We start from the raw sequence: 12,766 nt of genomic DNA, 5'->3' as shown, positions 1-12,766 counted from the left end.
CCATGGCCGATAACGACGTTCAGCTCGATCTGAAAAAACGCTCCCGCCGCCGCCTTGTCGGGGCGATTGCCTTGGCTTTGCTGGCTGCGATCGTCCTGCCGATGGCTATGGATAGCGAGCCCAAGCCCGCCAGTAATGAATTGCAGATTCGTATTCCGAGTCAGGAGGGCAGCAATTTCGCGTCCCGTCTGATTACCGGGACGCCGCCGCCGCCAGTCAGCCCCGTCTTGCCGGCGCAGTCCAAGCCGTCGCCAAGCGCGCCGCAAGTGCTCATCTCAGCTCCCGTTGTGCCGCAGTCGAGCCTGCAAACGGTTGAGGAGCCTGCGGCCCAAAGCACTGCAGCAACGAAACCTGAAGCCGCAGCTTCAAAGCCTGCCGCCCCGCCAAAGCCACCTACTGAGGCACAGCGTGCGCGCGAAATTCTGGATGGCAAGCCAGCAGAGCGTGCCGCCGCGGGACAGAAACTCTACGTGCAGCTTGGTGTCTTTCGCGACGAGGCGAATGCCCGCGAGGTACTTAATCGCGCTGGCGCGGCTGGTGTAAAGGCGGTCGGACAGAAAACTGAAGACAAGACGCGTGTGCGTGCCGGGCCGTTTGCAGATCGTGCGGCCGCCGATGCGGCGGTCAGCAAGCTCAAAAAAGCCGGTTTGAACGGAATTGTGACTGGCAAGTGAGCGCGTTTGATTACGCTTTTCTGGGCCTGCTGTTTCTGAGTGTGCTGCTGGGACTGTGGCGTGGCCTTGTCAGTGAAGTATTTTCGCTTTTGGGCTGGATAGTCGCTGTCGCGGTGGCCTGGCAGATGGCCGAACACGTGGCGCCTTTTCTGGTGGGTATCGTGCAGGCCGCGTGGCTGCGCTGGCCGCTGGCCTTTGTGCTGGTTTTTATTGTTCTGCTGATGGTGCTGGCCGTGTTGCGCTGGATATTGCGCAGCCTGCTCGCGGCTTCCGGATTGAGTCCGGTGGATCGTTTGTTCGGTGGCTGTTTTGGCGCCGTGCGCGCTTTGATCGTGGCGCTGCTGTTTGTCGCGGCGGCGGGTATGAGTAATCTGCCCAAGGAAGTCTGGTGGCGTGAAGCGGTTTTTGCGCCACCCCTGGAAACGGCGGTGATTGCCGCCAAACCCTGGTTCCCCAAGGAGCTGGGGCAACGCATCAAGTATTGAAACGGGTGAGACGGTATGTGTGGAATTATTGGTGTAGTGGCAAAAAGCCCGGTCAATCAACTGCTGTATGACGGCTTGCAGGTTCTTCAGCATCGCGGGCAGGATGCGGCGGGGATCGCCACGGCCGAGGGCGGGCGTTTTCACATGCACAAGAACTCCGGTCTGGCGAGCGAGGTGTTTCGCACCCGCAACATGCGCAATCTGGAAGGCAACTGGGGCATTGGTCACTGTCGTTACCCGACCGCTGGTTCGGCTTTCAATACGGCTGAGGCGCAACCGTTCTACGTGAATTCGCCATTCGGCTTGATGCTGGCGCATAACGGCAATCTGACCAATGCGGACGATCTCAAGCGCGAGATGTATCTCGGCGATTTGCGCCACATGAACACCAATTCCGATTCGGAAGTGCTGCTGAATGTGTTGGCGCATGAGTTGCAGGTGGCCTCGAACGGATCTTTCCGCCTTGATGAAGACACCCTGTTCCGCGCGGTCGCCGGGACGCAGCGGCGTGCCAAGGGCGCTTACGCTGCCGTGGTCATGATTGCCGGTTACGGCTTGCTGGCCTTTCGTGATCCTTTCGGGATTCGCCCGCTGATCCTAGGGCGGCATGAAACTTCTGAAGGCACCGAATACATGGTCGCCTCTGAGTCGGTGGCGCTGGATGTGCTGGGTTTCAAGACCGTGCGTGACATCGGCCCGGGCGAAGCCGTGCTGATCGATACCGATGGCAAGCTCTCGATGCGCCAGTGTGTCGAGCCGCGCACCTTTGCGCCCTGCATGTTCGAATTCGTTTATCTGGCGCGCCCGGATTCCATCATTGACGGTATTTCTGTGTATGAGAGCCGGGTCAAGATGGGCGTTTATCTGGCCGAGAAGATCAAGCGCGAATATTCCCATCTGAAGATCGATGTGGTGATCCCGATTCCCGATTCGAGCCGTTCTGCAGCCATGGAGCTGGCCAGCCATCTGAACGTTCCGTATCGCGAAGGCTTCGTCAAGAATCGCTACATCGGCCGTACCTTCATCATGCCGGGGCATGCAGTACGTCGTAAATCGGTGCGCCAGAAACTCAACGCCATGCATCAGGAGTTTGCCGGCAAGAACGTGCTGCTGGTGGATGATTCCATCGTGCGCGGCACGACCAGCCGTGAAATCATCAATATGGCGCGTGAAGCCGGCGCCACCCAGGTCTTCATGGCCTCTGCTGCGCCGCCGGTACGTCATGCCAACGTGTATGGCATCGACATGCCCAGTCGCACTGAGTTGATAGCGGCTTTCCGCAATGCCGAGCAGGTCGGTACCGAGATTGGCGCCGATGCGATGATTTATCAGGATCTTGATGATCTGAAGCGCGCTGTGGGTGATCTGAATCCGGCTGTCGAGCAGTTTGAATGCTCGTGTTTTGATGGAATTTACGTCACCGGTGATGTGACGCCAGCGTATCTGGATAGCGTCGAAGGTGGACGCGGTGCGTCCAGCAAGTCCAGCGATGATGACGCCGAACAGCTCGATCTGAATCTGATGAGTGGAGCGTCACACTAAGTACTGCTCTGAAGAGCCGCTCCCAGGTTGGGTCTGCGGGATGCATGCCTGAAGAAGCCCGCTGCATGCGCCTGTCAAGCTGTTGCTTGTGTAGATTCTTGCTGGATGCGACTTTGCGGTCAGGTCTGTTGAATAAAAAATCCCCGGTCAAGCCGGGGATTTTTTATGGATTCATGTTTCTTCGCGGGCGATCCATCCATCCGGCCCGGCTTCCAGCCAGGTAGCCTTGGCGTGCCAGTCGGAGAGCACCCAGCGCTGCCGCTCCCGGCCGTCGACAGTGTGTGTGTGGTGAGCCGGGCGGTGAGTGTGGCCGTGAATCATCACGTCGGCATCTGTCGCCCGAAAAACTGCCTCGATGGCCGCCGGATTGACGTCCATGAGCTGTTGGTTCTTGTAGGGCTTGGCGGATTCACTGCCTCGGCGGATGCGGCGCGCCAGCGCGCGGCGCAGCGCGAGGGGCAGCCTGCGCAGCAAGGCAAGAGTCAAGGGTGAGCGGATGCGGCGACGGAAGCGCTGGTAGGCGACATCATCCGTGCATTGTGCGTCGCCGTGCAGCAGCACGATGCGTTGTTGGTCAACGTTGATAGCCACCGGTTCGGCGAAGATTTGTGCGCCGCTGCGCGCGGCGAAGGATTTGCCCAAGAGGAAGTCGCGATTGCCGACAATGATCCGGATCTTGACGCCGGCAGCGCCCAGTGTGGCCAGCGCGTCGGCTATGCAGGCGTGAAAGGGCTCTTCAAGCTCGTCGTCGCCAACCCAGAATTCGAACAGATCGCCGAGGATCCATAAGGCCTTGGCTTGACGGGCAGGGCCAGCGAGGAAATCCAGAAAAGCCCGCGTCGTCTCGGGGCGCGAGGCTTGCAGGTGCAGGTCCGAGATGAAGAGGATCAAGGCAGGATGTCCGGTAGATGGAAGAACGCCGGCAAATTGCCGGCGTTGTCTAAATCTGAAATTTGGTGATTAGACTACTTCAGCCTTGTCGATCAAGATAGCCTCTACCGGCACGTCGGAATGATAGCCGCCCTTGCTGGTCTTGACGGCGCGGATCTGATCCACCACGTCCAGACCTTCGATGACCTTGCCGAAAACGGCATAGCCCCAGCCCTGGGTGTTCTCTGCGCGGAAATTCAGGAAGTCGTTGTCGACGGTGTTGATGAAGAACTGGGCCGTTGCTGAATGCGGGTCCGAGGTGCGGGCCATGGCAACCGTGCCGCGATCATTCTTGAGGCCGTTGTTGGCTTCATTCTTGATCGGCGCATTGCAGGATTTCTGGCTCATGTCCGGCAGCATGCCGCCGCCCTGGATCATGAAGTCCTTGATGACGCGGTGAAAGATCGTGCCGTTGTAGTGGCCAGCCTCGACGTAAGCGAGGAAATTCTTGACCGATTCCGGCGCCTTTTCGGCGTCGAGTTCGAGGGTGATAACGCCGAAGCGGGTGTGCAGCTTGACCATGAGGGTCTCCAGAAAAATCGGGCCGCAAGCTGCGGCCCGGATGGGGGATCGATAGGGGAGTTTATTTCTTTGCTGCGGACAGCAGTTGGACGCTCTTGATGATGATGGCCGTGTTCGGCACGTCACCCATGCCGGTCGGCACCGCGCGAATCTTGTCGACGACATCCATGCCGGCGGTCACCTTGCCGAACACGCAATAGCCCCAGCCGTCCTGGCCGGGATAGTCGAGGAAGCCGTTGTCCACCGTGTTGATGAAGAACTGGGCGGTTGCCGAGTGCGGATCGCTGGTGCGGGCCATGGCGATGGTGCCGCGATCATTTTTCAGGCCATTCTTGGCCTCGTTCTGGATCGGCGCGCGCATGCTCTTCTGGCGCATGTCAGCGGTCATGCCGCCGCCCTGGATCATGAATCCCTTGATCACACGGTGAAAGATCGTGCCCTCGTAATGTTTGTCTTCCACATACTTGAGGAAGTTCGCGACGGTCTGCGGTGCCTTGTCGGCATTCAGCTCCAGCGTGATATTGCCCATGTTGGTCGCGATTTCGACCTGTGGATTGGCCGCTTGTGCAAACGGGCTCAGGGTCAGCAGGAGCAGGGCGGAGCCGGCCAGTTGCAGCAGACGGCGGCGGAGGGTGTTTTGCGTAGCGTGAGTCATGTTCAGAGAGTCCCTTCGTAAATGATTTTCCAGCGACCGCCTTCTTTACTCCAGTACTGGCGTTTCTTGGCGACGTTGTTGAGGTTGTTGCTGCGGTAATCCTGTTCGAAGCTGACCATCACCATGTCGTCCTTGCCCGGATTGCGCAGCACGCTGAGCTGGCTCAGTTCGATTTTGATCCAGCTCTTCGCAGCGGCGACTTCGCGCTTCTGCTTGCCCCAGGCATTCAGATCCAGATCGCCGATGCGGAATTTTTTCGAGTAATGATCCAGATATTTGCCGACATCACGACTCTCCCAGTCAGCACGCCAGTTGTCGATTTCCTTGTTGAGCGCAGCCCGCTCATTTTGCCAATCATCCAGCGATAACCATTCGATGCCATTGCTGATGATGACGGGGGTGACTCCGATCTGCAGGTAGGTCGACAGCGCGTCCAGATCCTGGTTGGCCAGTACGACGCAGCCTTCCGAGGCTTTCGGCGGGCGGGCGAAGGTGTCTTTGGGGACGCCGTGCAGCCAGATGCCGTGGCCTTTACGGCCTTGCATGCGATCCAGTTCGTTGGGGTAGTTGAGCGGGAAGGCGCGCTTGCCATAAAAATCGCTCAGTTTCTCAGGCGAGAGAACGCTTGTGACGTGATAGAGGCCGACGGGGGTTTTCAGATCCCCTTCGCGCATCTTGTCGGCACCGGCTTTGCCCTGACTGATGTACCAGTCGGCCACGAAGACCGGTCGGCCTTTTTCGTTGCGATACAGGTAGAGGCGGGACTGTTGGGTATCGACCACCACGGCGTGATTCTGATCCTCGCGCATCTGCAGCAGGTAGCGGGGTACAACGCTTTGGGTCGGACGATTCTTGTAGCCGCGCAGGCGCACGATGGCCTCGTCGCGGAAGTCCGACATGCGCTCGGATGCATTCGGTGCATTGCCGAAAGTGGTCAAGGCCTGGCTGCGCGCGAGCAGCAGGTCGCCACGGATCAGGTGGGCCAGACGAAAATTCGGATATAGCTTGATCAGGTTTTCGGTGCGCGTGAGCGCCACATCCAGCTTGTTTTGATCAATATCGCCCATGATCAGGCTGATGGTGGCGTCAGGGCCAGCGTCGGAAACGCCGGCCATGATTCCGATCGGTGCGCCAGAGTTCGTAGAGAACGTGATGGCGGCGCACGCGATGACTCGGTGCAGTCTGCTACAGAACAGTCGTGTCAGTGCTTTCTTCAACGTCCGACCCGCTCCTGCTGGATTTGCCAGCGACCGTTGCGTTGTACCATTGCCAGCGTTTTGCCGCTGGCAGAGTTGAATGTTGTCGAGTCATAGTGCTGTTTGAAGCGCACGCTGGCTTCGTCGCCCTTTATCGTGATCTCGATGTTGGACAGCGAAACCTTGATGTCGCCGGGCTTGGTTACGCGCAGGGTGCGCTCCTCTTCCCAAGCCTTGCGGGCTTTCTTGTCAGGAACCTGAAAATCCCTGGCGTAGAAGGACAGGTATTCCTTGGCGTTCTTGTTGGACCAGGCTGCAGCCCAAGCCTGCACGGCGCTGCGCACAGCTTTTTTGTCCTCATCCGGACTGGCGGCGGTCTTGACGGGTTCCGGCGGCGGAGTGACGGCTGCAGCGGCTACGGGCTTGGGCGCTAGCGTCGCGGGAGCGGCGGGTACTGCTGCCGGCTTTGTTGCGGGCGGCACTGCCGGGGTCGGCGTGACTGCGGCGATCGTGATTGGTTTGCTCGTCGTGGCTGGGCGGGAGCCAGTGCTGGTCAGGTCACGCAGCAGGTTCAGTTTGGCTTGAGCGTTGCTGTTTTTCGAGTCGATCTGCAGCGCGCGGTCGTAAGCCTGGCGGGCCATCTTGGCGTACAGGTCTCCCAGATTTTCATGCGCAACGGCGTACGAAGGGTGCGTGCGGATGGCCATTTCGAGCGCGGCCTTGGCCTTGTCGAACTGCTTTTGCTGGGCGTAGATCACCGCCAGATTGTTGTAGGGCTCGGGCAGTTCCGGGGCGTCTTCGGTGAGCTTGACGAAGACTGCGGCAGCTTCATCAAGCTTGTTCATTTCGGCAAGGATCACGCCTTTGAGGAACTTGGCCTGACGATCCTTGGGGTTGGCCGCGAGGGCGCGCTCCACTTTGTCCAGCGCCTGGCTTTGTTGGCCTTGTTGCAGCAGGGTCTGGGCTTCGGTCAGCGGGCTGGCGGACTGGGCTTGCGCAGAGAAGGCAAATACCGAAGTGGCCAGTGCCAGCAGTGCGGCAACACAGATGCGGGTACAAGGGGAGTTCGAGCGGCGCATTATGGTAGAGTCGTTCCAGTGCGTTGATCGGTAGAGTCCCCGGGATTTTACTGTACATCCGCTCTTAATCCCAATGCCTTGAACAATCTTGCCCTTCCGCACACGACGGATGGCACACCACCCTATTTACATCATGCTCAGGATCCATAATTCTTTGACCCGCGACAAGCAGGTCTTTACTCCCATTGAATCCGGCAAGGTACGCATGTATGTGTGCGGCCTGACCGTGTATGACTATTTCCACATCGGCAATGCCCGCACGCTGGTCGTGTTTGACATGGTGTATCGCTGGCTGATGGCTGCGGGCTACGCTGTCAATTACGTGCGCAACATCACCGATGTGGACGACAAGATCATTGATCGCGCCAACAAGAACGGCGAGCCGATTGAGGCGCTGACCGCGCGCATGATCGTGGCCATGCACGAAGATACGGATCGCCTGGGCATGCTGCGCCCCAGCGTCGAGCCGCGTGCGACCCGGCACATCGATGGCATGTTGAATATGATCGGCACCTTGGTCGACAAGGGTATGGCCTATCCGGCCGACAATGGCGATGTGTATTTCGCGGTGCGCGAATTCCCTGGTTACGGCAAGCTTTCTGGCAAGTCCATCGACGATCTGCGCGCTGGTGAACGTATTGCAGTCAACACGGCCAAGCGCGATCCGCTGGACTTCGTGCTGTGGAAGGCTGCCAAGCCGCAGGAGCCGAGCTGGGGCTCAAAGTACGGTAACGGCCGCCCCGGCTGGCATATCGAATGTTCGGCCATGTGCGCGGCTGAGCATGGCGATACGCTGGATATTCACGGCGGTGGCTGGGATTTGCAGTTCCCGCATCATGAAGGCGAGATCGCCCAGAGTGAAGGCGCCTCTGGCAAGCCTTTCGTGAAGACCTGGATGCACGCGGCTTTCCTGAACATGGACAACGAGAAGATGTCCAAATCGCTGGGCAATGTGTTCACCACGCGCGAAGTGCTCAACAAACTTGATCCCGTGCAGGGCGGCGAAGCCGTGCGCTTCTTCCTGCTGCGCGGGCATTACCGCTCCGAGATCAACTACACTTGGGACATCCTTCTGGATGCCCGTGGCGCGCTGGTCTCGCTGTACACCGCCTTGCGCGACACGCCTCCGGTGAAGGTCGAGATCGACTGGAATGAGCCGCACGCGGCGCGTTTCCGCGATGCGATGAATGACGACTTCAACACGCCGATGGCTTTGGCAGTGTTGTTCGAGCTGCGCAACGAGATCAACCGCACGCACTCGGCGGAGCTGTCCGGCCTGTTGCGCGCGCTCGGCGGCACGCTCGGCTTTCTGCAAGCCGATCCGGCCGCGTTTGTGCAGGGTGGCGCGGCGGGGGACGAGGAAGCGGCGGAGATCGATGCCTTGATCCTGGCGCGCAATGAGGCCAAGAAGGCACGCAATTTCGCCGAGGCGGACCGTCTGCGTGACGAGATCAAGGCGCGCGGCATCATTCTGGAAGACGGCGCGTCGGGGACCACTTGGCGCCGGGCCTGATGCGCCAGTGGTGTGCTTCTGGGTGAGTGAAACTACTTCCACAAATCGTTATTTCGGATTAAGCCCGGAATGACGATGGATGGGGCCGTATTGTTGATGCACACTTGCTTGAGGAAGCAAGCTGCACGCGGCTCTTCAGGCGGCTGGTTCGACGCGGTTCTTGCCGGCTTTTTTGGCCACGTACATAGCTTTGTCGGCGCGGTTGATGGCCACTTGCGTGACTTCGTCGGCGAGCATCTCGGCGACGCCGGCACTGAAGGTGATCAGTACCTTCTTGTTGTCATGCAGGAAAATACGTTTGGTTAGTTCGCGCTGCAGGCGGCGCATGGCGATCACGCCATCATCCAAGCCGGTGTCGGGCAGCAGGATCAGGAATTCCTCACCGCCATAGCGCCCGGCAGAGTCTTGTGGGCGGATGTTTTCGCGGATGACCTGAGCGAGATGCTTGAGGGCTTCATCTCCTGTGGTGTGGCCCAGCGTGTCGTTGAGTTTCTTGAAATCATCCACGTCAAGCATCGCCAAGCTCAGTTTGCTGCCACGCCGTTGCATGCGGGCTGTTTCGCGGGCCAGCATTTCGTCCAGCCCTTTGCGATTCAATGTGCCAGTCAGTGGGTCATGGCGCACCAGCTCACTGGCCGTTTCCAGTTCGCCTTCGAGGCGTGCAATTTCCTTGTTGGCCTGGTCAACAGTGACGCGCAGGCTTTGTAGTTCTTCCTGCGAGTGGCGGGCGCTGCTTTCGACCAGCTTGGTCTCCTTGACGATATCTTCGACCAGCCCCGCCAAGTCCTGCAGACTGGCCGCTTGCGTAATCTGTTCGGCAAAGATACTGACTTTTGCATGATAGGTGCCAGTGGAGTCGGCCAGCTCGCCGAGGCGCGCGACAAAATGCGAGAGCATCTCGCGCAGGCGATCCTGTGCGTCATTCAGGCTGCGTTTGATCGTGCCTTGCTTGTAGATGACATCGCGCAGGCGCTCGCCGAGTTCTTCAAGCACGCCTTTGTCGAGCGGACGCGAAAACAGTTCCATTAACACGGCCATCTGGCCTTGCAGGTATTTGTCCTCAATGACCAGCTCGCCAATGTTTTCGATAATCAGGCGCAGCAAGTTGAGCAGTGCGCTGCGGATGTAGCTTTGATCCTGTGCGACCCATTGCACTTTGTAAGAGAACTGGCGCAGGCGGCCAGAGAAATCTTCTGTCTCGCCCGTGGACGGGTCGCGCAGCAGTTTGGCGATGGCGCCAGCTTCCTTGGCCAGCTCAGGCGTGTCGATCAGCAGCATGCCAACAGCGCTTTCAAGCGTATCGGCGAGCAGGTCGCGCCAGAGTTCAGGCGCCGCTACGAGAGAGGTTGTCGTCCTCTCACTCACGATAAGCGTTGTCGCAGATGATTGCGATGCAGACGGGGTATCGGGAGGGGTTTCTACATTGCCTGCAGATGAGAGGCCCGCCCAGCCTTTGACCAATCCCTGCAGGCGGGAAAACAGGGCTGCAGGGTCGTTGCCGCTGCTCTCCAGAATGCGGTTGAGTGCCTCGTGCTTGGTGATGCTATTAATGCCAAGCTGGCGGCGATCGATTTGCGCTTGCAGCTCGCGGATGAGCGTTGCCCAAGGCAGGGATTCGGATTCTTGCCCGGATAGCAAAGCGACAAGTTGTTGTTTGAAGGACAGCCAGTTACGTTCAGCACAGGCTGTTTCGAATTGACGCGCCAGGCGCAGCTGTTCTGGGGTTGCGCGGGGCAGAGCGGCCGCAATCTGGCGCAGATGGCGCTCGGGAAAAGGCTCGTCAGGCGCTATGCCAGAAATCTGATGATAGAGCTCACTGAAGTTTTCCGGTGTCGGCTGGATACGACGCGCAGTCAGGCGACGAAAAACTTCGCGAGCGATTTCTGACGGTGAGGTGAAGTCAGCCATTTTTACGAAAATTCCTGTCTACGCTGCTGATGTCGCCTATTCGACCAAGCCGTGCTTGAGCCCGTAATGAGTCAATTCCGCATTGTTGCGTAACTTCATTTTCTCCAGAAGTCGGGCACGGTAAACACTCACGGTTTTGACACTTAGATTCAGTTGCTCGGCAATCTGGGTTAGCGTCTTGCCTGAAGAAATCATGCACAGAGTCTGGTATTCGCGATCAGAGAGCTTTTCGTGCGCAGGGCGATCGAAGTCCTCGTTGATCGAGTTGGCCAGTTCTTCAGCGACTGCAGCACTTACATATTTCTTGCCACTGGCGACTTGGCGGATGGCCGTGACCAGTTGTTCTGGCGCGCCTTGCTTGGACAGGTAGCCTGCGGCACCGGCGCGTAGCGCACGGATGGCATATTGCTCTTCCGGGTGCATGCTCAGCATCAGCACGGGCAGGCGCGGATTTTCTTTCCTGATCAGTTTGAGTGAGTCGATGCCGTTGCGATCAGGCATCGATACATCCATTAGTACGACATCATACTGATGGTCGCGGATCATCTGTACTGCAGGCACTCCGCCATCAGCTTCGCCAGTAACCTCCAGATCGTCGGTATCCGACAGGATCTGTTTGAGTCCCTGGCGGATGATGGCGTGGTCGTCGGCAATCAGTACGCGAATCTTTTCTGTCATGACATCCATTCCTTCAGGCTTGTGCCTGTTCTGCGGAAACTGCGGCTGAGTCCGCATCCTGTTCGGAGCGTCGCCCCCCTAGCGGTGCGCGCAACACCATTGTCGTGCCATGCGGTTCGCGCTCCATTAATTCCATGCTGCCACCCAGAACCTTCAGCCGCTCGCGGATGCCGCGCAGTCCGAAGGACTTTGGCTTGCGCAGATCTTCGGGCTGAAAGCCTTGGCCATTATCGCTGACCTCCAGCACAATTTCGTCGTATTCCTGCGTCAGGCGTACCTCGACGCGACTTGCCGCTGCGTGCTTGCTGACATTAGTGAGCGCTTCCTGATAGGTCCGGAATAGCGCCAATGCCGTGTCCTCATCCGTTTCAATATCGTGATCGGCACACAAAACCGAGCAGTTAATGCCGACGCGATGTGAAAAATCTTCAGCAAAGCTCTCTACCGCAGCAGCCAGTCCGAACTCCTTGAGAATTCCCGGCCGCAATTCCCGGGCGACCCGACCAGCTGTGGTGATGGCCTCATCCAGCATGGCTTCGATGTCGCGAACGCGCTTCTTCAGTGTTTCATCCTGATCCAGTTTGCCTGCCAAAAGCTTGACTGAGATTTTGATGCCCACGAGGGTACCTCCGAGCACGTCGTGGATATCACGAGCGATGCGGTCCCGCTCGTTTTCCTTGATGCGCTGGAGGTGTTCCGAGAGCTCGGCGAGCTGGGCGCGCGAGTCGCGCAATTCAGCCTCGGCACGTCGGCTCTGGGTGATATTCCACATCACTCCTTCCCATAGCGTGATGCCGTCATCCAGATAACGAGGGGAGCAGCGGATATTGATCCATTTTGGGTCGCTGCCAGGGATCTGGACGCGTCCCTCCCAGTTCAGCGTGGCGCTGCGTGTGCTCGCTAGATCCAGCGCTGAGAAGAAGCCTGCGCGGTCTGTTTCGATCATGAGCCCCAGTAGCGGGTCAGGGCGCAGCAGTAATTCATCTGCCGATATGCCCAGCAGCATCTGACAGGCTTCGCTGACGTAGAGGAAACGTAAAAGCCCGTCCGGCGCTGCCTGCATCTGAAACAACACGCCCGGTACGTTAGCCGCCAGAGCCCGAAAACGTTCGTCATTGGCGCGTACGGCCTCAAGTGCCATGCGGCGTTCTCGGCGGATCTGTGCTTCGCTGCGTTCTCGGTCGATGACCGGTGCAAGGCGATCCAGTTTGTTTTTGCTCAGGTAGTCTTGCGCGCCCGCTTGCATCATCGCGCAGGCTGTTGCTTCATCGAGCATGCCGGAGACGACGATGAAAGGCGTGTCGGCCATGTGCGCTTGCACCGTCTCCAGCGCATCCAGTGCTGAAAATCCTGGCAGCGAAAAGTCGGAGATGACTACATCCCAATCGCCGTCTTCAAGTGCCGCGCTGAGGGCGGGCAACGAATTGACCTGAGCACTCTTCAGTACGTAGCCTTCCTTGCGCAGGTGGCGAGCAAGGAGCAGGGCGTCGTTCTCATCATCTTCAACGAACAGGACGCGCAAGAGTACAGAGCGTTGCGCAGACAGCATGAAATCTAACCCTCCTGATTCTCAGGTTCTGAAGA

The 12,766-nt window shown here is 58.7% G+C and carries 12 protein-coding genes; 4 read left to right on the top strand and 8 right to left on the bottom strand.

The window, feature by feature from the left end:
* Positions 1-2 precede the first annotated feature (2 nt).
* From ABXR19_RS05670 to purF, 3 genes are read left to right on the top strand one after another with little or no spacing between them, the layout of a single operon-like run.
* Entirely contained in the window at positions 3-674 is a 672-nt protein-coding gene (locus tag ABXR19_RS05670; RefSeq protein WP_354600129.1) for an SPOR domain-containing protein, read from the top strand.
* A complete protein-coding gene (locus ABXR19_RS05665; protein WP_354600128.1) occupies positions 671-1,159 on the top strand; it encodes a CvpA family protein in 489 nt (162 codons plus the stop codon). The genes ABXR19_RS05670 and ABXR19_RS05665 overlap by 4 nt, the downstream gene beginning before the upstream one ends.
* Before the next feature lie 15 nt (positions 1,160-1,174).
* Complete coding sequence (gene purF, locus ABXR19_RS05660; RefSeq protein WP_354600127.1) at positions 1,175-2,701, top strand: amidophosphoribosyltransferase; 1,527 nt, start codon at positions 1,175-1,177, stop codon at positions 2,699-2,701.
* Between the two features lie 171 nt (positions 2,702-2,872).
* On the opposite strand, the gene ABXR19_RS05655 is transcribed toward purF, so the two are convergent.
* From ABXR19_RS05655 to ABXR19_RS05635, 5 genes are all read right to left on the bottom strand, one after another.
* Complete coding sequence (locus ABXR19_RS05655) at positions 2,873-3,592, bottom strand: UDP-2,3-diacylglucosamine diphosphatase (RefSeq protein ID WP_354600126.1); 720 nt, start codon at positions 3,590-3,592, stop codon at positions 2,873-2,875.
* Positions 3,593-3,661: 69 nt separating this feature from the next.
* On the bottom strand, positions 3,662-4,153 hold the full coding sequence (locus ABXR19_RS05650) for a peptidylprolyl isomerase (protein WP_354600125.1): 492 nt from the start codon (positions 4,151-4,153) through the stop codon (positions 3,662-3,664).
* 61 nt (positions 4,154-4,214) lie between these two features.
* Positions 4,215-4,808, bottom strand: coding sequence for a peptidylprolyl isomerase (locus ABXR19_RS05645; protein ID WP_354600124.1), 594 nt, complete (start codon positions 4,806-4,808; stop codon positions 4,215-4,217).
* Positions 4,809-4,810: 2 nt separating this feature from the next.
* Positions 4,811-5,923 carry a L,D-transpeptidase family protein gene (locus tag ABXR19_RS05640; RefSeq protein WP_354600123.1) on the bottom strand — a complete coding sequence of 371 codons (1,113 nt, stop codon included), beginning with the start codon at positions 5,921-5,923 and terminating at the stop codon, positions 4,811-4,813.
* Positions 5,924-6,021: 98 nt separating this feature from the next.
* Positions 6,022-7,083 (bottom strand): nuclear transport factor 2 family protein, encoded by a 1,062-nt coding sequence (locus tag ABXR19_RS05635; protein WP_354600122.1) that lies wholly within the window; start codon positions 7,081-7,083, stop codon positions 6,022-6,024.
* Positions 7,084-7,216: 133 nt separating this feature from the next.
* On the opposite strand from ABXR19_RS05635, the gene cysS reads away from it, so the two are divergent.
* Positions 7,217-8,596: a cysteine--tRNA ligase gene (cysS, locus tag ABXR19_RS05630; protein ID WP_354600187.1), complete on the top strand. Its 1,380-nt coding sequence runs from the start codon at positions 7,217-7,219 to the stop codon at positions 8,594-8,596.
* Between the two features lie 135 nt (positions 8,597-8,731).
* On the opposite strand, the gene ABXR19_RS05625 is transcribed toward cysS, so the two are convergent.
* From ABXR19_RS05625 to ABXR19_RS05615, 3 genes are read right to left on the bottom strand one after another with little or no spacing between them, the layout of a single operon-like run.
* Entirely contained in the window at positions 8,732-10,504 is a 1,773-nt protein-coding gene (locus tag ABXR19_RS05625; protein ID WP_354600121.1) for a GGDEF domain-containing protein, read from the bottom strand.
* A 36-nt stretch (positions 10,505-10,540) separates the two neighbouring features.
* Positions 10,541-11,182, bottom strand: coding sequence for a response regulator (locus ABXR19_RS05620; RefSeq protein WP_354600120.1), 642 nt, complete (start codon positions 11,180-11,182; stop codon positions 10,541-10,543).
* Between the two features lie 13 nt (positions 11,183-11,195).
* Positions 11,196-12,731: a hybrid sensor histidine kinase/response regulator gene (locus ABXR19_RS05615; RefSeq protein WP_354600119.1), complete on the bottom strand. Its 1,536-nt coding sequence runs from the start codon at positions 12,729-12,731 to the stop codon at positions 11,196-11,198.
* Positions 12,732-12,766 lie beyond the last annotated feature (35 nt).

The organism is Uliginosibacterium flavum (assembly GCF_040566545.1).
GTDB lineage: Bacteria > Pseudomonadota > Gammaproteobacteria > Burkholderiales > Rhodocyclaceae > Uliginosibacterium > Uliginosibacterium flavum.
Note: the sequence above shows the minus strand (reverse complement) of the source record. Positions and strands in the feature narration are given on the sequence as shown.

What these genes read in the sequence shown, in the direction of transcription:
- ABXR19_RS05670 (WP_354600129.1), top strand. Translation starts at nt 3, where the DNA reads ATGGCCGATAACGACGTTCAGCTCGATCTGAAAAAACGCTCCCGCCGC.
- purF (WP_354600127.1), top strand. Translation starts at nt 1,175, where the DNA reads ATGTGTGGAATTATTGGTGTAGTGGCAAAAAGCCCGGTCAATCAACTG.
- ABXR19_RS05650 (WP_354600125.1), bottom strand. Translation starts at nt 4,153, where the DNA reads ATGGTCAAGCTGCACACCCGCTTCGGCGTTATCACCCTCGAACTCGAC.
- ABXR19_RS05645 (WP_354600124.1), bottom strand. Translation starts at nt 4,808, where the DNA reads ATGACTCACGCTACGCAAAACACCCTCCGCCGCCGTCTGCTGCAACTG.
- ABXR19_RS05640 (WP_354600123.1), bottom strand. Translation starts at nt 5,923, where the DNA reads ATGGCCGGCGTTTCCGACGCTGGCCCTGACGCCACCATCAGCCTGATC.
- ABXR19_RS05635 (WP_354600122.1), bottom strand. Translation starts at nt 7,083, where the DNA reads ATGCGCCGCTCGAACTCCCCTTGTACCCGCATCTGTGTTGCCGCACTG.
- cysS (WP_354600187.1), top strand. Translation starts at nt 7,217, where the DNA reads ATGCTCAGGATCCATAATTCTTTGACCCGCGACAAGCAGGTCTTTACT.
- ABXR19_RS05625 (WP_354600121.1), bottom strand. Translation starts at nt 10,504, where the DNA reads ATGGCTGACTTCACCTCACCGTCAGAAATCGCTCGCGAAGTTTTTCGT.
- ABXR19_RS05620 (WP_354600120.1), bottom strand. Translation starts at nt 11,182, where the DNA reads ATGACAGAAAAGATTCGCGTACTGATTGCCGACGACCACGCCATCATC.
- ABXR19_RS05615 (WP_354600119.1), bottom strand. Translation starts at nt 12,731, where the DNA reads ATGCTGTCTGCGCAACGCTCTGTACTCTTGCGCGTCCTGTTCGTTGAA.